Consider the following 23,530-nt stretch of genomic DNA (forward strand, 5'->3'; position numbering starts at 1 on the left):
GAACGACGCGCCGTAGCCGTCGCTACGGCAAGGAGTTCCAACGCCGCATCCGCGGGATGCAGCGCGAGCCGAATGCCTACGGGACTTCTGCAACGGTACACTAGGTTTCGTTCCAGATCTCTCCCAGCCGCTGCCCCGCGGCAAGTACGGCGATGTCCACGACGGCGTTGCGGATGCTCTCGGGCCCTGAGGTCTCGAACATCTCCTGGCCCACCTTCTTCCGCTCCAGGTACTGCTCGAAGAGCTCGTAGGCGATCGCCGCCGGAAGAGTCCAGCGCAGGGGGATCCGAACGAGACCGGCGGCCAGCCCGGCCGAGAAATGGACGAGCGTCCAGGGGTCGATCACCGCCCGGTTCTGATCGGTCTTCCTGGTAGCCAGAAGCTTCATGGCGTCAACTCACCCTCCGCCGCGCCGGTGCCTTCCTGCCCCCAACGCCGGATGAAGCTCTCCGGCTCGACGCCCAGGCCCTCCGCGACCCTGACCATCAGGGCGAAGTAGCCGGCGACCTGGACCGCGTCGTGGATGGCGGCGTCGTCGAAGCCGTGTGAGCGAAGCCCCTCCACATCGTCCTGCGTCATCGGACTCTGCAGGAGCATGAGCTTGGTCCCGAACTCGCACAGCGCACGGTCCGCATCCGAGAGTTCCGCCTCGCGCCAGTTCCGGACGATCTGGTGCACCCAGCGGTCGGCCTCTTCAGCGCTGACGAACCCCTCCTCGACCTCGGCACGGAGGTCCTCGGCGTGGCCCTCGGTTCAGTAGCGGCAGTTCACCGCCGCGGAGCACACCGTGGCCAGGAGCTCTCTTTGCACGCGCGTCAGGGGGGACGGACCGAACATGAGCGCCGCGTAATGGTCCATGTTGGTCCGCATCACGCGCGGATTCTGGCTCATGACCTGGACGATGTTCCACACCCGCCCAGCCCTCCTGACGGCCCGGGCCAGTTCCCTCTTCAGGAGGCCTGTCGCCTCATCGGGTAGAATCTGCTCTATCCAGGAAATCGCACGCCTCATCGGTCGATGGAAACGGGGACGAAGGTTTCCGGGCGCGACGCCGCGCGCAAGTCGCGAGAAGACGTGCTAGAATTTGTTACAGGCAACCGACCCACTGCCGGAGAGGCGGGTGACAATGCCTGACCACAAAGCGATCGGCATCGTCGCACTTGCCTGTCTCCTCTCCGAAGCGTGCGCGCCCTCGCAAGACCCCAACGCGTCTGAGAGCGCAATCGCGATCACCCATGTGAACCTGATACCGATGGATCGGGAGCGGGTGATCCCGGACCAGACCGTGATCGTGCAGAACGGGCGGATCGCTTCGATCGGTCCGGCGGATGCGACGGAGCTGCCCGAGGATGTGTCTCTGGTGATCGAGGGCCGCGGTCGGTACCTCATGCCCGGGCTCGCCGACATGCACGTCCACCTCTCAAATGACGGCGTCTCCGACCCCTTCATACTCTCCCTCTTCCTCGCCAACGGCGTGACCACCGTTCGCAACATGCATGGGAATCCGGAGATCCTCGAGTGGCGAGGGCGAATCGAGGAGGGCGTCCTCGTCGGACCGAGGATCTACACCACGGGACCGATCCTCGATGGAGAACCTCCGTACTGGGGGGGCAGCATCGCCATCGAAACGCCCGAAGAGGCCGAACAGGAGGTGGCAGCGCAGGAAGAGGCCGGCTACGACGGAATCAAGGTCCTCGCGAACATGTCACCTGAGGCCTATGAAGCTGTGCTGGCCGCTGCCGCCAGGCACGAGATTCGTGTCTACGGCCACGCTCCTAGCCGCCTGGGCCTGGAGAACGCACTGAACAGTGGGCAGCGGTCCTTCGAGCATATGGCGGACTTCATGGTCGCACTCCTACCCGATGACTCACCAGTCCGTGCGCGGTTTGTCGACATGTGGGGTGACAGGACCATGCGGGATTGGCGAGGGCTTTTCCTCGATCGCTACGAACAGGCCGACCGCTCGAAGATAGCGAGTCTTTCCGCCAAGGCGGCTGCGGCCGGGGTCTGGATCTGCCCAACGCTTTCGGTACGCAGAATCGGGGCGGCGGACGCGGCCGAGTTCGACAAGAGGCTATCAGATCCGACGATGCGTTACGTTTCGCCACAGAATCGCAGTAGGTGGGAACGGAGTGCCGATTTCTATACCTCGGAGAGCAATGATCCAACGATCATGCAGCGAGGTCTCGAGACGATGCTCATTGCCGTCAAGGCCCTGCACGGTGCTGGAGCACGCCTTGTCGTAGGCACGGATGCGCCGGGTTCTTTTGTCCTGCCGGGTTTCTCCGTGCACGAGGAGCTGGGGTTCTTCGTGGAGGCCGGCCTGACGCCGTTCGAGGCCCTCGCGGCGTCAACGCGTGGTGCCGCGGAATTCCTGGAGGCCTCCGACGAGTTCGGAACCGTGCAGGTTGGGAGAAGGGCGGACCTGATACTGCTGAAAGCCAATCCCCTGGAGGACGTGCGCCATACTTCGGAGCTGGCGGGGGCGATGGCGAACGGCAGCTGGTTTTCCGAGCAAGAGCTTGATGCGATGCTGGAGGACGCCGCCAGAGGCTACCGAGAGGCGGGCGCCGAAGCCACCGTTCCTGAAGGCAGAGGCCAGTAGTTTCGTCAGGGACGCGAGAGCCGGTCGAGCTGGACTTCGAAGTGGTCGCGCCAGCTTACCGGCAGGACCTCCACCGAGATCGCCTTTCTCAGTAGCGCCGCGTTCGTCCTCTGCGTCGTGTAGAGACGCGTGACATCGGCAACGCGCAGGCCGGCGGGGTGCTCGACGATGCGCTCGACCAGGTCACCGGCCTGAACCACGCCCTCCTCGACCACGCCGAAATAGAACCCGGTGCGCCGGCTCTTCAGAAAACGCCTCACCATGTCCGCGCGGCCGAAACGAATCCCCAGCTTGAAGCATGGCATGCGAGGTTCGGTCACGACCAAACGGGCGCTGCCCACCCGGAACTCATCGCCTATGCTGACGGCCTCCTCGGCCCAGACATCGTCCGTAGCGACCCCTTCGACGGTGAGATTCTCCCCGAAGCCGCCCCAGGAGAGGTCCTCGTCCTCGAGTTCGGCCCTCCAGTAATCGTAGTGTTGGGTCGGATAGACGTACACGGCTTTGGTAGGGCCGCCGTGAACCGAGAGGTCGGCCTGTCGGTCGCCTTCGAGGTTGTGCCTCCGGAGCGCGACCGGGCCCTCCACCGGCGACTTGAAGATGCCCGTGGTCACGCTCCTGCCCCTCCAGGTCACCTCGCGAGGGAGCCCGACGTTGACGGAAATTACCCTCATCACGAAGCGACCTCCGAGTTGCCTTCGAGTATCAGGATCTGGCGACTACGAAGACCTGCGCGTAGCGTTCAGATCCAGGCTCCGGGCTCCTGCGCCCCGCCGCAGGACGACCAGGCTCAGCGCGATAACGATCAACGGGATGATCGGCTCACTCGGCTGTAGAGGAAACAACGACGGATCATCGACGACCAGGTGCACGTAGGTCGCCACCGCCATGATTCCGATCACCGTCGCAGCCGCCGGGCGAACGAACGCCCCGACAGCGAGCAGCGCGCCCAGAGCCAGCTCCAGGTAGGGCACGGTCAAGCGCGAGAGCTCGCGTAGGGGAATGCCGGCGGCCAGCAGTTGACCCGCCCAGGCCTCGGCGAGCACTGGCACGAGCAGCTTCATGGCGCCCGTCATGAGGAACATCACCGCCAGGAAGATGCGGACGCCAGCGACCAGCTTGTCATCGGACGTATTGCGCAGGCTGGAAAGCGTCAACTGTGCACCCCCGCGCTTTCTTCCTCCAGCCGGTCCATCAGCTCGGCCAGCGTCGTCTTGCCGCGGTCGCGCACGTACCAGGCGCGCAGGTTCTTATACAAGTCGCGCCCCTCCATCACGCCCTTGTGCGACTTGAAGTAGGCCTGTAGCTCCTCGGGCCGGGGGCCCCACCAGGCGACCTCCTCGTTGTCCTCGTTCAGGACGACCACGATGGGGATCGAGCGCGCGCCGTCGGTCAGGTAGCGGTTCATCAGCTCCGGGTTCTCGTCCCGGCGGATGAACCGCAGCTCCCAGCCCTCGATCGCGTCCACGAACTTCTGCAGGAACGGGATGGTGTTGAAGGCGTCGCCGCACCAGTCCTCGGCGATGACAAGGAAGCGCCACTTGCCGCCGATGCGCGTGGCGCGCTCGAGAAGCTCCTCGGGAACGCGCGCGCGTCGGTAGTAGCCATCCCACATGTCCTGCTGCTTCCGGGCGGCGTCCACCCAGGCGTCGAACGGCACCGCCCAATCCCAGTAATTGCCCGGGTTGGCGTGCCGCAGATGATCTATGTTCAAGCGTCTCTCCCTTCCTCCGGCTCGATTCGAGCGAGCCGGCACCCACCCACCAACCAACTAGAATAAACTGTGCTGTAGTTGATTACAATCCTCGCGGGCCAATCCGGTTCCCCGCTAGAGCTTCTCGAACGCAAGGTTCAGGATCGGATACGAACGCCAGTCCCGATAGTCGAAGTGCCACCACTCTCCCGCCAGAACGCTGAACCCCTCGGCCTCGAGGGCGCCGCGTAGCGCCGCCCGGCGCTGGCGCTGCCGCTCGGTGCCGCCCGGATAGTCCGCCGCGGCGCGCTCGGTGAACTCGTCGTAGCCGCTGGGCATCCGGACGGGCTCGCCGGTCGCCAGGTCGTACAGCGTCACGTCCACGGCCGCGCCGCGGTTGTGCCGCGAGCCGGAGGCGGGATCGGCGACGAAGCCACGCAGGGAGTCCGGCGTCGCGTCCCAGAACATCCTGGTGACGTGCCAGGGCCGGTAGGCATCGTGGACCAGAATGCCGAGGCCGCCGGCGGCGAGCGCCCGATGCGCGCGCACCAGGGCCTCGGCGGCCGGCCGCTGCAGGAACGCGTGCTCGGAGGTGTAGAACGGCTCGCCCATGAAATTGCGGCCTGTGGCGTAGCGGATGTCGTAGCGGATGCCGGCGTCCAGCGACCGCAGCTCGACCAGGTCGACCGCGCGAAACGGGCCGTCCTCTGCAGGCGGTGTCGCGGCGAGCGCCTCCCGCCGCAGCTCCGCGACGGGCCGCTGCGGCGTGATACGGAAGACATCATCCTGGGCGACCCGCTCGGCGGCGGCTCCAGCGGATTCCTGAGGCGCGGACGCGCAGGCCGAGCCGAGCACCAGCGCCACGGCCGCTGCGGCCCAGGCGCGAGCGACCGGACGCCCCCCACCAACCGGAAGCGCGTTTCCGCGGAAACGCCTCTGGGCCATTACCGGATCACGGCGCGCTGGGACCGATGACCACGGCGTTCAGGAACAGCCGCTCCGTCCCGCGCCAGTAGCCGCGGAAGTTGGGATCCTCCGCGAACGCGATGACGCGACCCCGACCGACGCGCTGCTCGTAGACGGCGACCGCTCCGGCCAGGCGCGCCTCGGACTCCGGCCACGCGTGCCCCGCAACCACGGGGTCCGGGGCGAAGCGCGCGACCACGCGCTGGTTGGATTCGACCGGCCCATCGGGCTCCAGGTACACTCTGTTCGATGTCGTCAAGAACGGCACCCACGGCCCTCCGGCCTCGACCCCCGCGCCGCCCAGGGCGGCCGCGTCGTGCCCCGCCGCCAGCCAGTGCTCGGTGTCCAGCTCGGCGCGCAGCATCGCCCCGGGCACCGTGAAACGCGCAGAGTCCTCGTGCTCCTCATCGTCGTACCAGTCGCGCAGCGCGAGCATCTCCATGTCGGAGCGAAGCAGCTCCGTGGAGCCGCCCAGCGTGACCAGCGTGCCGCCGTCGTTGATCCAGCGACGCAGCCGCTCCTGACCATCCTCCTCCAGCTCGGACGCGAGCGCGCTCCCCGAGCCGCTGGGCAGCACGATGGCGTCGTACTTCTCCAGCGGCGTGTCGTCGATCCGGTCGATGGGTAGCAGAGTCGCGGGCAGCCCGAAGCGCTGATCCAGCCGGTGCCAGGCCCAGCCGAATGAGTAGCCGCTCAAGGGGCTACCCGACACGAGCCCGATCTCGGGTCGCTTGACCGGGATCACGTCGCCGGAGCCCAGCGCGCTCATGCCGGCCGCCGCGTCGCCCAGCCCGCTGTCTACCGCCTCGACGTCCAGCCCGTAGCGCTCGGCCACCGCTTCCACCGCCTGGCGGAGGTCCGGCCCGTTCTGGCCGACGCGCAGGATCACCGTGCCGCTCGCGAAGCGCCGCCCCGCGCTCACGAAGGGTAGCCGCCCCATCGCCCCCCGGTAGCCCTGGTCCAGCAGGTGCCAGAGCGCCGCCACGGCGTCGGACTGCGCGCCGTCGATCAGGTAGGCGTAGCCGGCGTCCGGCAGCGTTACGGAGGCCGCGCTGATGGGCCCGCTGCCATCGCCGGCCGCGCCGTCGAAGGGCGTCACGTTGGGGGGTCCGGCGGCTGTGCTGCCGTACGCCTCGACGTCGAAGAGCAGCGGCAACGACCACGCGGTGATGTCGTAGAAACGCGGGTTCTCGTCGCGATCGACGCGCGCCCGCGCCTCCGTCAGGAAGCCCGACTCGATCTCGATCTGCGGCCGTAAGAGGATCCGCACCAGCGTGGCGTGCGGCTGCGCCGCCTCCACCACCCAGGTCCCCGCGGGGAAATCCAGCGCGCCCACCGCGGCGCCCGAGCGGTCCTGGAGACCGCCGATCCGCGTGCCGCTGTCCAGCACGCCCACCTCGACGTCGTTGCGGCGCAGCAGCTCCGCGATCGCGCGGGCGCGTCCCGGCGCGCCGGCTACGGGCGGGATGAGGTAGCGGCGCACGCCCCGCCGGCCCTCGTCCAGCGCCGCCTCGATGCCGGCGCGGTAGTCGCGCAGCAGCCTCTCGCGGTTCTGCGCCGAGGTGCGCGACGTGGTCCAGGCGGCCAGGTACTGCTGCTCGGCGGCGTCGAACAGGCGGCGCAGCGAGCCGTCGGCGCGGTCCATCGCCAGGCCGCGCGTGCTGCCCTGCTCGAACAGCATGCCGATGCCGCCGCGGAAGCTGTGGTAGGAGGTCGTGTAGCCGGGATAGAAGTAGTTGTAGCGCTCGCGGGTCATGTACTCGAAGCCCGCCGAGTCGAAGGCTTCGGCGTAGGCGGCGCCGAACAGCTCGAAGCCAGAGCGCGCGAAGTCCGGAAACGCGTCACCGTACGGCGTGGTCGGCGGGTCGAAGAAGAACTCGACGTCGGCGCCCATCTCGTGAAGATCGACGCCCACCTGCGGCTCCCACGCGTGGAACGTCGGCACCCGAGCCTGCGTCTCGCGCTGCGTGTGCGCCCACCAGTCGCGGTTGGTGTCGAAGTTGTAGTGGCCCGTTCGGAAGCCCAGCGCCTCCCAGCCGTTGAAGCTGTTCGACCAGTCGTCGCGCGAGCTGGAGGGTTCGCCCCCGATGCGCCTGTGATTGGTGTGCGCGAAGGCGTCGCGCCCGTCGGGGTTCAGCATCGGGTCGATCAGGATCACTGCGTTTTCCAGAACCGACAGCGTGGCATCATCGGAGCGCGTCGCGAGGTGCTCCAGCAGCATCAGCGACCCCTCCGACCCGGACAGCTCGAAGCCGTGGATCGACCCCCCGAACCACACGATGACCGGCTGATCCGCGACGATCGACTCGAAGTCCGCCGCGCTCGACGCGCGCGGGTCCGACAGACGCCGGGCGTTCCGGCGTATCTCGTCCAGGCGCGCGTGGTTCGCGGGCGCCGTCACGATCGCCACCGGCAGCCGGCGACCCTCCCAGGAGGCGCCCTGGTCGACGACGACCACGCGGTCGGAGGTGGCGGCCAGCGCGTCCACGTACGCCATCATCTCGTGGTGGACCGTGATCCGGTCGCCGAACTCTCGGCCCACGACATGGGCGAAGGTGGGGGCCTGCGCGGCAACCAACGGCGCGTGGAGCCCGCCGGAGCTCAGCAGCAGGAGGGCGGCGAGGATGATGGAGGATGGCCTGCCGGCCTGCGTCCCCGGGGGTGACGCGTGGCGCATGTCAGTCTCCTTCGATGAGGGCCGCTAGCGGCTCTGCGTGGTGGCGGGCGTCTTCGCGTCCGAGGTCGATGATGCGCGCCAGGTAGTCCGATTGAAACATCAGCATGCTCAGCACGTCCGGGCTGCGCGTGCGCCTGGATCCCAGCCCGTGCACCAGATACCGGATCGTACGCGGCATGCGCGGCTCGTAGTCGTTGGCCAGGGAAGCCAGGTCACGCGACGGGCGTATCACCAGGAGCTTGATGAGCCGCAACGAGTCCCGCTCATCCGCCGGCAGGCGCTCCAGCAGTCGGTTCAGGCGCTCCAGGCGGAGCGCGTCCTGATCCAGCATGTCCAGGAAGACGGCGTTCAGCATGATGCCGGCCACCTGCGCGGGCGGCGGATACCCCTTCACGTGCGGCGCGCGCGGTCCAGCGGGCACGCGCGCCTTGGTGGAAATGGCCAGCACGCGCGTCGCGCCCAGGTGCAGCGCGGGGCTGATGGGGGTGGTGAGGCGCACCTGGCCGTCGCCGTACCAGCCGTCCTCGAGCTGGATCGCGGGGAAGAAGAACGGCAGCGCGGATGACGCCATCACGTGTTCCACGGTCAGCTCCGCGTGGCGCGCGAGGCGCCGGGGACGCTCCCACGGCCGCACGTCGCAACCCTCCACCCAGACGACCGTCTCGCCGGTCGTGTAGCTCGTGGTCGTGAGCGCGGCGGCGCGCAGCCGGCCCTGCCGGACGTTGGCGTCGATGCCGGTGATCTTGCCGTCCACCGCGGCCAGCGCTTCCTCCAGGAACCGGCGCAGCGGGGTCGTGTCGAGGAGCGAGCGCACCTCGCGGCCCGGGGAACGCCCCCCAGTGGCAAGCTGCATCAGCACGCGAGCTCCGATCCACCCCAGCGACGCGGGGTCCACCCGGTAGATGCGCTGGGGCTCAAGCTCGGCCCACAGCGCGCACAGCTCCTCCATCGCCTGGCGCATCGTGCCGTGGTGAGACGCGAGATGAGCCACGTTCACCGCGCCGGCAGAGAAGCCGGTGAGGTAAGGTATCTGAAGGTCCGGGTAGAGCTCGGCGAGGCCCGCCAGCACGCCCACCTGATAGGCCGCGCGCGCCCCGCCTCCGGTGAGCACGACGCCCAGGCCGTCGGCGCCCTCCGCCGGGTACCGTGCGCGTTGAAGCGCGCCGGCGCTTGATGGTTCGGCCGTCATGGACAGGATCGGCGCGCCGCGCGCACCAACCGGGGTCGATCGATCATGGCGCGAACATAGGCGTCACCGCGCCTCGGGGGCGATGCCCCCCGGCCGCACCAGGCGCTCCACTCCGGCCAGCGCCAGATCGACGAGGAACGCCAGCACGGCCGCGGGGATCGCGCCGGACAGGATCATCCGCGTGTCCGACAGGGCGAGCCCGGCCACTATGGGGTCGCCCAGCCCGCCCGCGCCGATGAAAGCGGCGAGCGTGGCGGTGCCTACCGAGATCACGGCGGCGGTTCGCACGCCGGCCATGATGACCGGCGCCGCGAGCGGGAGGCGCACCTGGCGCAGGAGCTGGCCGGGCGTCATGCCCAGCGCGCGACCCGCGGCGACCGCGGCCGGGCCGGCGTCGCGCACGCCCGTGTAGGTGTTCCGGGCGATGGGATACAGCGCGTACAGGAACAGCGCCACGAGCGCCGGAACCACGCCGATTCCCAGCAGGGGGATCATGAACGCGAGCAGCGCGATGCTGGGGATCGTCTGCAGCATCCCCACGCCGCGGATCACGCCTTCCGCGCCGGCGCGGGCCCTCTCCAGGCCCAGGCCCAGTGGCACCGCCACCAGCACCGCCGCGAGCAGCGATACCAGCACCAGCAGGAGGTGGCGCCGGGTCTGGCGGGCCAGGCTGGCGCGGCGCGACCACAGGTACGCCAGCAGGCCGTCGCCCCTGTCCGGCCGCGCCGCCGCCGAATCGCGCCGCTCCGCGGGGCCGAGTCGGAGCGTCGCGAGCACGTCCGCGGCCACCGCGGCCAGATCTTCGCCGTCCACCTCCACGCGCCGGTTCAGCCGGCGCATGGTCTCTTCGTCCAGCCGCCCCGCGAGCGCCGCCAGCGCCGCGAGCGCGTCCGGGCGGGTCTCCGCGAGGCGCCGGCTCACGAGGGGGGCGGCTTCGTACGCCGGGAAGAAGGCGCGGTCGTCGCGCAGCACCACCAGGTCGTAGCGCGCTACCTGGCCGTCGGTGGAGTAGCCGTCGATCACGTCCACCGCGCCCTCGGCGAGCGCCTGATACTTCACCGCCTGCAGCAGCGGGCGGGTGTCGTCGAAGGCGAATCCGTAGGCCGGCCGCAGCCCTTCCAGCCCATCCGAGCGGCCGATGAAGTCCGGGCTGAACCCGGCGCGCAGCTCGCCGGACACGCGCGCCAGGTCGGACAGCGTCCGCAGCCCGTAGCGTTCGGCGGTCTCGCGGCGGACCGCCACCGCGTAGGTGTTCTGAAAGCCCAGCGGCGCGAGCCAGCGCACGCCCCAGCGTTGGCGGAACTCCGACTCCACGCGATCAAAGACCGCGTCTTCGTCCGCGGCCGGCTGCTCGTTCAGGATCGCGACGAGGCCGGTGCCGGTGTACTCCGGGTAGACGTCGATGTCGCCCTCGCGCAGAGCGCGAAACGCGATCTCGGTGGCGCCGAGCCCCGGACGACGGTCCACCTCGATCCCGCGCGCCTCCAGCGCCTGCGCGAACACCTCCATGAGCAGGTACGACTCGCCGAAGGGCTTGCTGGCGATCACCACCGCCTGCGCGCCGTCGGGCGAGCCGGGCCGCGCCGCCGAGTCGGGCGGCGTCTGGGCGACCAGGGCGTCCCCGCCGGCAAGCGCGACCCCGGCCGCCAGCGCGGCCAGCCCGGCGATGGAGAGGCCCGCCTTCCCGACCCGCCCCAGGGGCGCCCTCACGCTTCCACCCGCGCCTTGCGCAGCAGCTCGGCCACGTAGGGCGTGGCTGGATCGGCCCGCAGCTCCGCCGGCGGCCCCGTCTGCTCGATGGCGCCGGCGCGCATGACCGCCACGCGGTCCGCCAGCAGGAAGGCCTCGTGCAGGTCGTGCGTAACCAGCAGCGCCGCGAAGCCGCGCTCGGCTCGGAGCCGCGCGAACATGTCCTGCAGCTCCGCCCGCGTGATCGCGTCCAGCGCGCCGAAGGGTTCATCCAGCAGCACGATGTCGCTTTCGCCGGCCAGCGCGCGGGCGATGGCCACGCGCTGCCGCTGGCCACCGGAGAGCTGGCGCGGCCAGCGCTCGCCGTACTCCGCGGCCGGCAGCCCGACGGCGGCGAGCGCCGCCCGCGCCTTGTCGGCCGCGTCGGCCTCGCTCCGCAGCGTCGGCACGAGCGCGGCGTTGCGCTGCACCGTCCAGTGCGGCATCAAGCCGCCCTCCTGGGGCACGTAACCGACGGTGCGTCGGAGCGCCACGGCGGGTCCCGCGTCGACCGGCGAGCCGCGCACGGACACGACCCCGGCGTCGGGCTCGACCAGGCGATTGAAGCAGCGCAGCAGGGTGGTCTTGCCGGAGCCGCTCTCGCCCACCAGCGCGACCGACTCCTCCGAGCGGACCGTCAGGTCGACGCCCTCCAGCGCGCGCACGGCGCCGTAGGCGACGTGGACCCCGCGAGCCGTAAGGGCCGATCCTATGCCGCCCTCGGTCGCCGTCTCGCCGTTCAGGTCGCCCGGCACGGAGTCGCTCACTCGTAGCGATCCAGCTTGCGGAGCACGCTCTGGAGCCCCTCCGCGTAGGCCGGGTGCACCGCCTCGGCGTCAACGATGGCGCTCGCGGGAGCGCCGGCGGCGACCAGCGCGACGAACGGGTGGATCAACTCGGCGGCCTCCGCGCCCACGATCGCGGCGCCGATGATGCGTTCCGTATCGGGGTCGATCATCACCTTCAGGAGCCCCGCGGTTTCGTCCGTTTCGAGCGCGCGCGCGACGTGCGCGAAGGGCATCGTCGCGAGCTCGAATCGCAGGCCGGCGGCGCGCGCTTCGGTTTCGGTGGGGCCGATCCTCGCGACCTGCGGGTCGGTGAATACGGCTGCGGGAATCACGCGGTCCGATCGGGTCCGGCGCGGCTCTCCGCGCAGGATTCCGTGCAGGATCCGGTAGTCGTCCCAGGCGGTGTGCGTGAACTGCGGTCCGCCGGCGCAGTCGCCCACGGCGTACACCCCTTGCGCGCTCGTGCGGTACAGGTCGTCCACCACGATGGTCCCGTCCTCGCGCAAATCGACGCCCGCGGCCTCGCAGCCGAGGTCGTCGGTGTTCGGCATGCGACCGATCGCGATGAGCGCGTGCGACCCCTCCAGAACCCGGCCATCAATCAGCTCGAGCCGGACGTCGTCGCCCACCGGCTCGCAGCACGCTACCTGCGCCCCGAGGGCCAGCTCGATCCCTTCCGCCTCGAGCGCCTGACCGAGCGCCTCCGACACGTCCGGATCCTCCCGCGCGAGCAGCCGGTCCGCGCGGTTGTTGATCACGACTTCGGACCCGAAGCGGTGGAAGGCCTGCCCCAACTCGCAGCCGATGTAGCCGCCCCCGACGCAGATGAGCCTGCGCGGCGCCTCGCGGAGATCCATCAGCCCCGCGTTGGTGAGCAACGGCACGGTGTCCGCCCCGGGCACGGTCAGCCTGCGCGCGCGCGCGCCGACGTTGATCACGACCGTGTCCGCCTCGAAGCGCTCCCCGGCGACCTCGACCAGGTTCGGACCCAGCAGGCGGGCGTGGCCCAGGACGAGCCGGAAGTCGTCGGGCAGTCGGTCGAGTCGCTTCTCCACCCCCGCCCGCCATTGCGCGACGAAGGATTCTTTGCGATCGACCACCGCGGCGAGGTCGACGGACACGGGGCCCGTGCGCACTCCGAGCCTGCCTGCGTTCCTGGCCACGTGCGCCGCGCGCGCGCTGGCGATCATGGTCTTCGTGGGCGTGCACCCGGTGTTCACGCATGTGCCGCCCAGATGCGATCGCTCGGCGAGCAGCACACGACGACCATCGCCGATGAGCGCGTCGGCCAGCGGAACACCCGCCTGTCCGGAGCCGATGATGATGACGTCGTGGCGCAAATCGCGACTCGTGGTCCGAGGAACTGAACGCGCCGTTCCGGCGTTGCTCCGCCAATGGCGCTTGGGTACCTTTGCGTTCCCGTTTACCACACACGCAAGGCTCTTCCGATGCTTTCCACCCTCGCGGCCCCGCCGCAAGCGAGGCTTTCCGCCGCCGGCATCGCGGACCTGCTCACGGACGCCCGGGTGCGCACGCTGTTGCTGGTCGCGCCCCTGTCCGATGAGGATCTGCGCGCGCAGCACAGCGAGTTGATGAGCCCGATCCTCTGGGATCTGGGGCACGTCGCCGAGTTCGAGAAGCTCTGGTTGCTCGAGAACCTGAAGGGCGAGGTTCGCTTCGGCGAAATGCCGGGCATGTACAACCCGTTCGAGAACCCTCGTTCGGTGCGCGGCTCGCTGGATCTGCCCGCCCTGCCGGCCATGCTGGCGCTGCTCGCCGAGGTGCGAACCGCGGTCCTGGGCACGCTCGAGCACGTGGACATCGCCAACGCGCAAACCGCGGTGCTCCGCGATGGATTCGTCTACCACATGGTCGCGCAGCACGAGTACCAGCACAACGAGACGATCCTGCAGACTCTCCAGCTCAAGGGCGGCGATCCGTATCCGGCTCCGCGGGCCGTCGCCCACGGAACGGGCGCAGCGCCGGCGGCCGAGATGGTGCGCTTCCCGGGCGGCCGCGTCGTGATCGGCACGCACGACACGCGCGCGGCCTACGACAACGAGCGCCCCGCTCACGAGGTGGAGCTGCCGCCCTTCCTGATCGACGCGGCCCCGGTCGGCAACGCGGCGTATCTGGAGTTCATGGCCGACGGCGGCTACGGGGACCTGCGCCTCTGGTCCGAGGCGGGGCGCGCCTGGCTCGCCGACACCGGCGCGGAGTCGCCGGCCTACTGGACGCACCGCGATGATACCTGGTTCCGTCGGGAGATGGACCGCACCGCGCCGGTACGGCCCGATCACCCGGTGTGTCACGTGACCTGGTTCGAGGCCGAGGCGTTCGCCAACTGGGCGGGCAAGCGGCTCCCCAGCGAGCAGGAGTGGGAGGCCGCCGCCACCTGGGATCCCGCGGCGACGCGCAAGCTGTCCTTCCCGTGGGGCGACGAGGCGCCCATGGCGGTGCACGCGAACCTGGACCAGCTCGCTTTCGGCACTTCTCCCATCGGCGCCTTTGCCGCGAACGTCTCGCCGATCGGCTGCGTGGACATGATCGGCAACGTGTGGGAATGGACGGCGAGCGACTTTCTCGGCTGGCCGGGCTTCAAGGCGTTCCCCTACCCCGAGTACTCGGAGGTCTTCTTCGGGCCGCGTTTCAAGGTGCTGCGGGGCGGCGCCTGGGCGACCAGGCCCGGGGCCGTGCGGGGCACGTTCAGGAACTGGGACTTCCCCATTCGAAGGCAGATATTCAGTGGATTCCGGTGCGCGCGCGATGACTGAGGCCCTGTTGGCGGAGTCCACGGGCCTGGAGGAAGGGTTCGACCTCGAGCGGGCGATCGAGGAGGTGCGCGTCGGCCTCTCGCACCCGCAGAAATCGCTCCCCCCGAAGTACTTCTACGATCACCGCGGCTCGGAGCTCTTCGAGGCGATCACCCGGCTCGACGAGTACTACCTCACGCGCTCAGAGAGGGCGCTGCTGGAGGCGCACGCGGAGTCCTTCGTGCGGTCGGTTCGGCCGGCCACGCTGCTCGAGCTGGGCTCCGGCAGCGCCAACAAGAGCCGCATCCTGCTGGACGCGATGGTCGCTCAGGAGGTGGGCGAGTGCTTCGTTCCCGTCGATGTCAGCGCGAGCTTTCTGCAAGCGGTGGCAAGGGATCTCGCGCTCGAGTACCCCGGCCTGCGCATCCGCCCGGAAGTGGCGGACATCAGCGCGCGGTTCGCTCTGCCGCAGGACATCCCGCGCCCCGCGGCCTTCGCGTTCCTGGGCAGCACCATCGGCAACTTCGGGCACGCGGCGGCGCGGCGGCTGATGCGGTGCGTCGCGGACGACATGCGCGCGGAGGATCGCTTCCTGATGGGCGTCGACCTGAAAAAGGACGTCGCGACCCTGATGGCGGCCTACAACGACGCGCGTGGGGTCACGGCCGAGTTCAACCTGAACGTCCTGCGGGTCCTCAATCGGCAGCTCGGCGCCGACTTCGACATCGGCGGATTCCGTCACAAGGCGCTGTGGAACAGTGGCGAGAGTCGGATCGAGATGCACCTGAGCTCGGAGCGGGACCAGACGGTGAACATCCCCGGGGTGGGGCCGGTGGCGTTCGCGCGCGGCGAGACGATCCATACCGAGAACAGTCGCAAGTTCGATCGGGCCGACGTGGAGGCGTTGTTCGCCTCGGCGGGGCTGCGCCTGCGCCGCTGGATCACGGCGGAGAAGCCCATGTTCGCGCTGGCGGTCGCGGGACCGGCTCCGGCCCGAGCCACCGGGTAGGGCCGCGTGGACCCCGAGGCGCTCGCGCTCCTCGACGCCGACATCCGCCACCGCGCGTTCCGGCTGCCCGAGTTGCCCGGCGGGCCCGGCGCGGGCCGTCCCTGGCGGGCGCTGTCCGCCGACGGCGTGGCGGCATCCGCGCCGGGAGCCGGCTACGGCGCGCCCCTCATCGGCATCGAGATAGAGCTTCTCCCGCTGGACGAGTCCGGCAGGATCGCCCCCATCCATGGCCCGGACGGGAGCCTCGCCTTCCTCACCGAGCTGGCCGAGCGACTGGGCTGGCGCGAGTCGCTGTCGCCCACCGGGTCGCCGCAGTTCGAGCCCGGCGCCGAGGAGACGATTTCCTACGAGCCGGGAGGCCAGATCGAATACGGCACCGCGCCGTACGCCTCTCCGGCCCGCCTCCTGCGGCGCGCGGGCGCCGTGCTGGGACACCTGCGGGCGGGCGCCGAAGAGCACGGGCTGAAGCTCGAAGCTCGTGGGATCGAGCCGGGCCGGGCGGTCGCCGACACGGCGCTCCTGCTGACGAGCGATCGCTACCGGCGCATGGACGCCTACCTGGTTTCGCTCGGGAGCGCGGGGCCGCGCATGATGCGGCAGACGGCGTCGACCCAGTTCAACCTGGATTTCGGCCCCGACCCGCTGCTGGCGTGGCGCGTCGCGAACGCCCTGGTGGCGCCGCTGACGGCGATGTTCGCGCACTCGGCGACGTACGACGGCGCTCCGAGCGGTCACGTCAGCTACCGAGCGGACGCGTGGCGCCGCCTGGACCCGGGGCGCACGGGCGTGTTCGAGGACGGGGGCGACCCCGTGGCGTCGTACGTGCGCTTCGCGCTCCGGGCGAACTACTTCCTGGGGGCCGGCTCGCCGACGCCCTTCGGCGGGTTGCTTGCTCGCGGTGAGGTGGGGCTGGACGGGTGGCGCTCGCACCTTACCACGCTGTTCCCCGAGGTGCGCCCGCGTGGCTGGCTGGAGATCCGCAGTTGCGACGCAGTGGCGCCGGAGGCCCTGGCCGCGCCGGTGGTTCTGCTGACCGGGATTCTGCACGATCCCCTCACCCTGGCGGAGGCCGCGGACGCGCTGCCGCCAGCCACGCCGGAGCGCCTGGTGCGGGCGGGCCGGGTGGGGCTGCGCGACGCAGAGTTGGCGTCTTCGGCGCGAGACGCCGCGGCGCTCGGCCTGCGCGGCGCGCGGCGGCTCGGCTCGGAGCGCATGGACGCCGGGACCATCGCGACCGCCGAGCGATTCTTCCAGCGCTACACCTTCGCGGGTCGCTGCCCGGCGGACGACCAGGAGGTCGAGGCGTTGCTCCCCGAAACGGCGTGATGCCGCCCGCAAACGACCGGGCTCCGGCCGCGCCGAAGCCGTTGGTCGCGCTGGAAACGACGGTCATCGCGCACGGCCTACCCCGACCCTGGAACGTGGAGCAGGCGCTGCGGCTGGAAGCGGCGGTGCGCGAGGAGGGCGCCGAGCCGCGCACGATCGGCATCATCGGCGGCGAGGTGGTCGTGGGTCTGGACGAGGCGCAGATCCGGCGGCTGGGCGCCAACGATGAGGTTCGCAAGGTCAGCACCCGGGACCTGCCGGTTGTGGCGGCGCGCGGCATGGACGGCGCGACCACCGTCGCGGCGACGATCCGGCTGGCGCACGGCGCCGGCATCGAAGTGTTCTCCACCGGCGGGATCGGCGGCGTCCACCGCGCTCTGGGAGGCGCCGCAAGCACAGACGTCAGCGCGGATCTGGAAGAGCTTGCCCGCATCCCCATGGTGGTCGTGTGCTCCGGCGCCAAAGCGGTCCTAGACCTCGAAGCGACCCGGGAAACGCTGGAGACCCGAGGCGTCACGGTGGCCGGCTACGGCACAGACTCCTTCCCGGCCTTCTTCAGCCAGGACAGCGGACTGCCCGTCGACATACGCTGCGACTCGCCCGAAGAGGTGGCCGAGCTGGTGGCCGCGCACCGCCGCATGAGCTTGCCGGCTGCGCTGCTGGTCGCGGTTCCCGTTCCGGATTCCGTGGCCATCCCGCGCGCAGAAATCGAGCCCCTGGTGGAGCGGGCCGTCCGTGAAGCGGAGGACGAGGGCCTGCGCTCGGCGCAACTCACGCCCTTCCTGCTGTCGCGCGTAGCGGAGTTGACCGAGGAGCGCAGCCTGCGAGCCAACCTGGCGCTGCTGGAGCGCAACGCGCGCGTGGCGGCGCGCATCGCGCGGGCCGTGCAGGCGTGGCGGCTGGCCGAAGCGGCGGCGAGCTGAACGCGATAGGCGCTACCGACTTCGCGGGCGCGCGGAGCGCCGAGCCGGCCGGCCGTTGGGGCGTCCTCGTCCTGCTTGCCGCGGCGGAGCTCGCGGGCATGTCGCTCTGGTTCACGGCGAGCGCGGTGGCGCCCCAGCTGCGCGAGCTGTGGAGCCTGAGCGCGGGCCAGGAGGTTTGGCTCACGAACGCGGTGCAACTCGGCTTCGTCGTCGGGACCGCGGCTGCGGCGGCCCTGAACCTCGCCGACATCGTGCGGGCGCGAGCGCTCTTCGCGGCGTCGGCGCTGGCGGCCGCGCTGGTCAACGGGCTGATCCTGATCGCCCCTGGTTTCGCCGTAGGCGTCGGGCTCCGCTTCCTGACGGGCGTCTTTCTGGCCGGCGTCTACCCGCCGGCGATGAAGATGGCGGCGACCTGGTTCCGGTCGGGTCGCGGCTTGGCCATCGGCACCATCGTCGGCGCGCTCACGGTCGGGAAGGCCACTCCGTATCTGCTGCAGGGGATGGAGGGCGTGGGGCTGGGCGGAGTAATCGGCTCGGCCTCGGCGGGGGCCGCGGCCGCCGGGGCGCTCGTCCTGCTGGCCTATCGGGACGGGCCCTTTCCGTTCGCCTCGCGGCCCTTCCACTGGGGACTCGTCGGCTCCGTTCTCCGCCACAGACCCACCCGCTTGGCCATCTACGGTTATCTGGGGCACATGTGGGAGCTGTACGCCATGTGGGCGCTGGTCACCCTCTACTTCAAGGATGTGCTGGCCGCGGCGGGCCCGGGGGGTTCAGCGCTGAGAGCCGGGATCATCGGTTTCGCGGTGATCGCCGCCGGTGGGCCGGGCTCGGTGATCGCCGGCCGGTTGGCAGACCGGTTCGGGCGGGAGCGGGTCGCGTCGTGGGCGATGGTGGTGAGCGGCGCGTGCGCGCTGTCGATCGGGTGGCTGATGAGCGCGCCGCTGGCGGCGCTGGTGGCGCTCGGCCTCCTGTGGGGCGCGGCGGTGGTCGCGGATTCGGCTCAGTTCAGCGCGCTCGTGACGGAGGTGGCACCCTCGCACGCCGTCGGCACCGCGCTCACGCTGCAGACCTCGCTCGGCTTCGCGCTGACCATCGGCTCCATCTGGCTGGCGTCGGATCTGTCGACGCGGGTGGGCTGGGGTGCCGCCTTCAGCGTGCTCGCGGTGGGCCCCGCGCTCGGCATCATGGCCATGGCCCGCCTTACCGCGGCGCGCTCGCTCCCCTAGCGTACCGTTGCAGAAGTCCGCGCCGGCACACTAACGACGGCGGCGGAACAGCGCCCCGTGGTGCGTCACGGCGCGGCCGCCGGCCCCCTCAACCGGGCCGAGTAGAGCGTTCGAAAGGCGTCCGCGCCCGCGCTCATGCAGGTGTCGAGGGCGGGCCCCTCGGTGGCCGGACAGTGCTGATGCCCGCGCGGTGCAGAGTGCACGAACAGGTCCACCGACCCGTCCTTCAGGAAGAGCAGCTCCATGTAGCCGGGTTCGGCTGCGCGAAAGCGCATGCCGTCCGCCCACCCCACGTCCTCCAGCTTGCTCGCGCTCCCGCTGACCAGCGAGAAGGCGGGGTCGTTCTCCTCCACGGCTTCGAAAACCTGCAGCGAGTGCTCGTGCCCGCCCGCGAACACGAGCGGCGGATCGGCCCGGCCGAAAGCCGCGCGCAGGTCATCGGCCATGACCCTGTAGGGCCCGGAGTTCAGGTCCTGAAGCAGCGAGCCCGTGCGACGCAGCAGGTAAATCACGCCGAGGCTGTTCCAGAACTGGGTGAGACCGCCGTGGGGACCGCCGCTGCGCAGGGGATGGTGCCCCGCCAGCACCACCTCTCGCTCGCCGTCTGTCCTGAGCGCTGCCTCGATGTCGGCGAACACGCCATCCAGGCGCCCCTCCTCGCGGGACAGCAGCCACCACACCGTGTCCAGCAGGAGCAGGCGGGTGCGCGCGCCGAGGTCTATGACCACCGGGCCGGGGTCTCCGGGACTCGGCACGAGGGTTACGTCCACCCCCGTGCGTTGCCGGACCCCTTCCAGGTGCGCGTGCTGGTTCGCCAGGTGCAGGATGCCCACGTCGGACACCACGTCGCCCCAGTCGTGGTTCCCCGCGAGGAAGACCCCGCGTGCCCCGCGATTGAGCGCGGCGGGCCCTGCGACGACGTCGATCTGCGCTTGCAGATGCGCGGAGTCGGCCGGGAACTCGGGGCGGGTGCGCCCGCGCATGCCGGTCGGGTAGATGTTGTCTCCCAGGAAGAGAACGGCCACGGCGGAGTCCCGCTCCAGGGCCGCCGCCCACCGCTCCACGCCCGCGCGCACGTGCGCCAGCACGGGGCTCGCGCCAGGGGCGCTCGCGCCGGCGTCGCCAACCAGGAACACCGCCACGTCCACGTCCGCCGGGGCGGGCACTGGGATCGGGCGCGAGGAAGGCAGGGAGCGCGGCTGCGATGCGCACGCCGCGGTCGCCACCGCCAGGGCCGCCAGTCCGAAGCGCGCCATCAGAACCGGATCGAGAAGCCTACGGGGACGCCTCCTCGGCGGTCGAGCGCGGCCTGGTTGGGGAGGGGATCCTCGTCCTCGTCAAAGGCGAGCATGCCGACGACCGAGCCGATCAGGATGCCCGCGGCGGTGCCCATCACGGCGCCGGCCCAGGAGCCGGTATCGTCGTCCCAGACCAGCGAGCCGATGAGCCAGCCCGCGCCGAAGCCCGCCAGACCGCCCGCGGCGCCGCCCAGCATGGAGTCGTAGAGGCGATCCCGGTCGGCCGCGCCCAGGGCTACCCCCGCGGCGCCGCCGACCACCACCGGGAGCGATCTGAATCCGAACGCGTCGCTCGCGGAGTGCAGGTAGCGGCCGGCGCGCGCCTCGGCCGTGACGACGCCGATCGACACGAACGCCCCGGCCGCCAGGCCGGATACCCCCCCGACCACCACCGGAACCGTGCCCTGCGCCGCCGCCGGGCGCGCGGCGGGCATGAGCGCGGCGGCGGCGAGCGCGAGGCCGGCCCGGAGCGTCCGGGCGCGGCTCAGCCGAACACCCGTCAACGCACGTGCTGCCGTCCGTCGGCGTGCGTGTGGCCTTCTTCCTCCGCGGGGGCCTCGCCGCCCTCGGCGGGGGCCGGAGCCGACAGCGCTTCGACGCGCTCCGCGTAGGCCTCCTCGGATAGGTCCGGCAACTCCTTCATGATCGCCACGATCGCCCACAGGTCCTCGTCGCCGTGGGTGGGCCCGAACGCAGGCATGCCGGTCATCTTGATGCCGTTCTTGACGATCCAGAACAGCTCCGCGTCGGACCACTCGCCCTCTGCCACCACCTCGTCCAGATCCGGCGCGGGCGGGTTCAGGCCCTGACCGGCCTCGGTCCGATCGAAGCCGGGCGCGCCGTGGCAGTCGACGCACATGCCGTGAAAGTGGTCCAATCCGCCGACGAGCGCGGCCGAGTCCAGCTCGGGCATCGCTCCGATGTCGCGGGCGTGGCGGGCGATGGATCGGTGCGCCACGGTCTCCAGGGCCCATTCGGTCACGGCCCCCTCGGTCTGCGTGGCGGCCACGTTGTAGGCGCCGGATGTCGCGACCGCGACGGCCGCCCCGAGAAGGGCGAGAAGGGTGAGAAAAACGACGGACAGTACACGCATCGTTACCTGTCGATTGGACGGGAGGTCTGGGTCAGCCGATCTCGAGCATCCGCTCGATCGAGCCGCGCGCCCGGCGCGCCACATCCGGCTCGACGTCGATCACGTACTGGTTTTCGCGCAGCGCGGCCAGCACCTGCTCCAGCGTGATCTCGTTCATGTGCGGGCAGCGCACCGAGCACAGTCTGACCATCTCCTTTTCCGGCGCGGCAGCCACGATGTTGTCGGCCATGGAGCACTCGGTCATGAGGAGGTAGCGGGGCGCCTCCGAGTCGCGCACGGCGCGGATCATGGCCGACGTGCTGCCGGAGAAGTCGGACGCGTCCACAACCTCCGGGCTGCACTCGGGGTGCGCGAGCACGAACACGTCGGGGAACTGGCGCCGCACCATCTCGATGTCCTGCACCGTGAACTGCTCGTGCACCTCGCAGCGCCCGGGCCAGCCGATGACGCGCAGCTCGCGCGACCCTCCGTTGGTGGCCGGCGATCCGGCCTCGGGTCCGAACGGGGTGGTCGCGTCGATCGCGCTGTCCGCCCGCCGGATTCCAGCCTGGGCCTCAGCGCCAGCGCTCCGCATGCGCTCTCGAATCTGGTCCTCGATGCCTTCGCCCGTCGGCAGGATCACGCGCTTGCTGACCTCCCGGGCCACGTTGCGCGTGAGGTACTCGTCCGGAATCAGGATGACGTCGTCGCCCGGCAACGCCTCCACGACCCGCACGGCGTTGGAGGACGTGCAGCACACGTCGCACTCGGCCTTCACGTCCGCGTAGGTGTTGACGTAGGTGACGACGGGTACCCCGGGGTAGCGCGCCTTCAGCCGGCGTACGTCCTCGGCGGTGATGGACGACGCGAGCGAACACCCGCCTCGGTCGGTGGGCAGCAGAACCGTGCGCGAGGGATTCAGGATCTTGGCCGTCTCCGCCATGAAGCGCACGCCGCAGAAGACGATGGGATCGGACTCCGTCTCGGCGGCCTTTCTGGCCAGCTCCAGGGAGTCGCCAACGAAGTCGCACACCGAGTGGTACAGCGCGGGCTCCATGTAGTTGTGCCCGAGTATGACCGCGCCCCGCTCCTGCTTGAGGCGATTCACCTCCCAAGCCAGCTGGGCCTTGTAGGCGATCTCGACCTCGGGCATGACGCCCGCGAGACGCTCGCTGAGCCTGGCGTGCAACTGGTCGATCGATGTAGCAGATACGGCCATGCTTCCTTCCGTGATTCGGCTCCGACGGACGGTTGCCGTCCGCCTAGCTCCGTACGGGCTCCGGCACCGCCTCCTTGACGGGCTCGGGAACGTCGGTGCGGATCCAGTCGAGCGCCACGTCCAGCGCCGGAGCGGAGTGCGTGAGCGCCCCGACCGAGATCAGGTCGACGCCCGACTCGGCGATGGTACGCACCGTTTCCAGCGTGACCCCACCGGATGCCTCCGTGATCGCCCGTCCGCGCACCGTCAGGACCGCGACCCTGAGCTCGTTGGGGCTCATGTTGTCCAGGAGGACCGCATCGGGATCCCCCTGGAGCACGTCCTCGAGCTCCTCCAGAGTGTCTACCTCGACCTCGACGGTCATCGTGGGCGGCAGCCCTTTCTTCAGTCGAGCTACCGACTCCGAGAGGCTGCGTCCGCTGGCCGCGAGGACCGCGCGGTGATTGTCCTTGACGAGAACCGCGTCGCCGAGATGCAGACGATGGTTCGCGCCGCCGCCGCAGCGCACCGCGTACTTCTCCAGTGAGCGCAGGCCGGGCGTCGTCTTGCGAGTGTCGACGATGCGCGCGTCGGTTCCCTCGACCGCCTCCACGAACCTGCTCGTGAGCGTCGCAACGCCGCTCAGGCGCTGCAGGAAGTTCAGCGCGACGCGCTCCGCCATGAGGATGGACCGGGCCCGGCCCTCGACCCGCAGTAGGGGCAGTCCGGGGACGACGCGCTCGCCGTCGGTGACCAGCGGCCGCACGTCGAGGTCCGGGTCGACGGTCTTGAAGACCCTGGCGGCGACGGGCACACCCGACGCCACCCCCGGTGCCCGCGCGGCTATGTCGGCGCGGGCGCGCGCGTCGGGCGGCACGAGGGCCTCGGTCGTGGCGTCGCCCCAGGCGAGATCCTCGTCCAGGGCGGCCTCGATCACTCGATCCAGCACGCGCGCCGGTACCCGCGGGACCTCTGGGTACCAGCCGTCGCTATCTGGCGCTGTGGGGGCGGCAGCCTGCTCCACTCGGTGCCTCCGTTTCGTGGCGTCCTTTGTGGGCAGGTGTACCCGCATCGCGGTT

The 23,530-nt window shown here is 70.5% G+C and carries 23 protein-coding genes; 6 read left to right on the forward strand and 17 right to left on the reverse strand.

Features of this window, described 5'->3' with window-relative positions; translation table 11 throughout:
- Positions 1–100: 100 nt before the first annotated feature.
- The 3 genes from ABFS34_08735 to ABFS34_08745 form a co-directional block, all read right to left on the reverse strand.
- Entirely contained in the window at positions 101–388 is a 288-nt protein-coding gene (locus ABFS34_08735; protein ID MEN8375520.1) for a hypothetical protein, read from the reverse strand.
- Positions 385–678, reverse strand: coding sequence for a hypothetical protein (locus ABFS34_08740; GenBank protein MEN8375521.1), 294 nt, complete (start codon positions 676–678; stop codon positions 385–387). Before ABFS34_08740 ends, ABFS34_08735 begins: the two co-directional genes overlap by 4 nt.
- A gap of 75 nt (positions 679–753) precedes the next feature.
- Positions 754–1,011 (reverse strand): hypothetical protein, encoded by a 258-nt coding sequence (locus ABFS34_08745; protein ID MEN8375522.1) that lies wholly within the window; start codon positions 1,009–1,011, stop codon positions 754–756.
- A 115-nt stretch (positions 1,012–1,126) separates the two neighbouring features.
- Here ABFS34_08745 and ABFS34_08750 point away from each other — a divergent pair, with 115 nt between their 5' ends.
- Complete coding sequence (locus ABFS34_08750) at positions 1,127–2,605, forward strand: amidohydrolase family protein (protein ID MEN8375523.1); 1,479 nt, start codon at positions 1,127–1,129, stop codon at positions 2,603–2,605.
- A 5-nt stretch (positions 2,606–2,610) separates the two neighbouring features.
- Here ABFS34_08750 and ABFS34_08755 read toward each other — a convergent pair whose 3' ends face one another.
- From ABFS34_08755 to ABFS34_08795, 9 genes are all read right to left on the reverse strand, one after another.
- Entirely contained in the window at positions 2,611–3,279 is a 669-nt protein-coding gene (locus ABFS34_08755) for an MOSC domain-containing protein (protein ID MEN8375524.1), read from the reverse strand.
- A 45-nt stretch (positions 3,280–3,324) separates the two neighbouring features.
- Positions 3,325–3,762, reverse strand: coding sequence for a DoxX family protein (locus tag ABFS34_08760; GenBank protein MEN8375525.1), 438 nt, complete (start codon positions 3,760–3,762; stop codon positions 3,325–3,327).
- A complete protein-coding gene (locus ABFS34_08765; GenBank protein ID MEN8375526.1) occupies positions 3,759–4,319 on the reverse strand; it encodes a thioredoxin family protein in 561 nt (186 codons plus the stop codon). Before ABFS34_08765 ends, ABFS34_08760 begins: the two co-directional genes overlap by 4 nt.
- Before the next feature lie 114 nt (positions 4,320–4,433).
- Positions 4,434–5,243: a M15 family metallopeptidase gene (locus tag ABFS34_08770; GenBank protein ID MEN8375527.1), complete on the reverse strand. Its 810-nt coding sequence runs from the start codon at positions 5,241–5,243 to the stop codon at positions 4,434–4,436.
- Positions 5,244–5,250: 7 nt separating this feature from the next.
- Positions 5,251–7,941, reverse strand: a complete 2,691-nt coding sequence (locus tag ABFS34_08775) for a M14 family zinc carboxypeptidase (GenBank protein ID MEN8375528.1) — start codon at positions 7,939–7,941, stop codon at positions 5,251–5,253.
- Position 7,942: 1 nt separating this feature from the next.
- Positions 7,943–9,130, reverse strand: coding sequence for a patatin-like phospholipase family protein (locus ABFS34_08780; protein MEN8375529.1), 1,188 nt, complete (start codon positions 9,128–9,130; stop codon positions 7,943–7,945).
- A 63-nt stretch (positions 9,131–9,193) separates the two neighbouring features.
- Positions 9,194–10,840: a glycine betaine ABC transporter substrate-binding protein gene (locus tag ABFS34_08785; GenBank protein ID MEN8375530.1), complete on the reverse strand. Its 1,647-nt coding sequence runs from the start codon at positions 10,838–10,840 to the stop codon at positions 9,194–9,196.
- Complete coding sequence (locus ABFS34_08790) at positions 10,837–11,625, reverse strand: ATP-binding cassette domain-containing protein (GenBank protein ID MEN8375531.1); 789 nt, start codon at positions 11,623–11,625, stop codon at positions 10,837–10,839. The genes ABFS34_08785 and ABFS34_08790 overlap by 4 nt, the downstream gene beginning before the upstream one ends.
- Positions 11,622–12,986 (reverse strand): mercuric reductase, encoded by a 1,365-nt coding sequence (locus ABFS34_08795; GenBank protein MEN8375532.1) that lies wholly within the window; start codon positions 12,984–12,986, stop codon positions 11,622–11,624. Before ABFS34_08795 ends, ABFS34_08790 begins: the two co-directional genes overlap by 4 nt.
- A 108-nt stretch (positions 12,987–13,094) precedes the next feature.
- Here ABFS34_08795 and egtB point away from each other — a divergent pair, with 108 nt between their 5' ends.
- The 5 genes from egtB to ABFS34_08820 are packed head-to-tail and all read left to right on the forward strand — an operon-like array spanning position 13,095 to position 18,883.
- Positions 13,095–14,420 carry an ergothioneine biosynthesis protein EgtB gene (egtB, locus tag ABFS34_08800; protein ID MEN8375533.1) on the forward strand — a complete coding sequence of 442 codons (1,326 nt, stop codon included), beginning with the start codon at positions 13,095–13,097 and terminating at the stop codon, positions 14,418–14,420.
- Positions 14,413–15,408 (forward strand): L-histidine N(alpha)-methyltransferase, encoded by a 996-nt coding sequence (gene egtD / locus ABFS34_08805; protein ID MEN8375534.1) that lies wholly within the window; start codon positions 14,413–14,415, stop codon positions 15,406–15,408. The genes egtB and egtD overlap by 8 nt, the downstream gene beginning before the upstream one ends.
- 6 nt (positions 15,409–15,414) lie before the next feature.
- Complete coding sequence (locus tag ABFS34_08810; protein MEN8375535.1) at positions 15,415–16,734, forward strand: glutamate-cysteine ligase family protein; 1,320 nt, start codon at positions 15,415–15,417, stop codon at positions 16,732–16,734.
- Positions 16,734–17,657, forward strand: a complete 924-nt coding sequence (locus ABFS34_08815; GenBank protein ID MEN8375536.1) for a pseudouridine-5'-phosphate glycosidase — start codon at positions 16,734–16,736, stop codon at positions 17,655–17,657. Before ABFS34_08810 ends, ABFS34_08815 begins: the two co-directional genes overlap by 1 nt.
- Positions 17,627–18,883 (forward strand): MFS transporter, encoded by a 1,257-nt coding sequence (locus tag ABFS34_08820; protein ID MEN8375537.1) that lies wholly within the window; start codon positions 17,627–17,629, stop codon positions 18,881–18,883. Before ABFS34_08815 ends, ABFS34_08820 begins: the two co-directional genes overlap by 31 nt.
- Before the next feature lie 65 nt (positions 18,884–18,948).
- Here the strand turns inward: ABFS34_08820 and ABFS34_08825 are convergent, their stop codons facing one another.
- The 5 genes from ABFS34_08825 to nadC are packed head-to-tail and all read right to left on the reverse strand — an operon-like array spanning position 18,949 to position 23,475.
- Positions 18,949–20,139 (reverse strand): hypothetical protein, encoded by a 1,191-nt coding sequence (locus ABFS34_08825; protein MEN8375538.1) that lies wholly within the window; start codon positions 20,137–20,139, stop codon positions 18,949–18,951.
- Complete coding sequence (locus tag ABFS34_08830; GenBank protein ID MEN8375539.1) at positions 20,139–20,684, reverse strand: hypothetical protein; 546 nt, start codon at positions 20,682–20,684, stop codon at positions 20,139–20,141. The genes ABFS34_08825 and ABFS34_08830 overlap by 1 nt, the downstream gene beginning before the upstream one ends.
- Entirely contained in the window at positions 20,681–21,274 is a 594-nt protein-coding gene (locus ABFS34_08835; protein ID MEN8375540.1) for a cytochrome c, read from the reverse strand. Before ABFS34_08835 ends, ABFS34_08830 begins: the two co-directional genes overlap by 4 nt.
- Before the next feature lie 31 nt (positions 21,275–21,305).
- Complete coding sequence (gene nadA / locus ABFS34_08840) at positions 21,306–22,472, reverse strand: quinolinate synthase NadA (protein ID MEN8375541.1); 1,167 nt, start codon at positions 22,470–22,472, stop codon at positions 21,306–21,308.
- A 43-nt stretch (positions 22,473–22,515) separates the two neighbouring features.
- Positions 22,516–23,475, reverse strand: coding sequence for a carboxylating nicotinate-nucleotide diphosphorylase (gene nadC / locus ABFS34_08845; protein MEN8375542.1), 960 nt, complete (start codon positions 23,473–23,475; stop codon positions 22,516–22,518).
- Between the last annotated feature and the right edge of the window lie 55 nt (positions 23,476–23,530).

Source organism: Gemmatimonadota bacterium (genome assembly GCA_039715185.1).
Taxonomy (GTDB): domain Bacteria; phylum Gemmatimonadota; class Gemmatimonadetes; order Longimicrobiales; family RSA9; genus DATHRK01.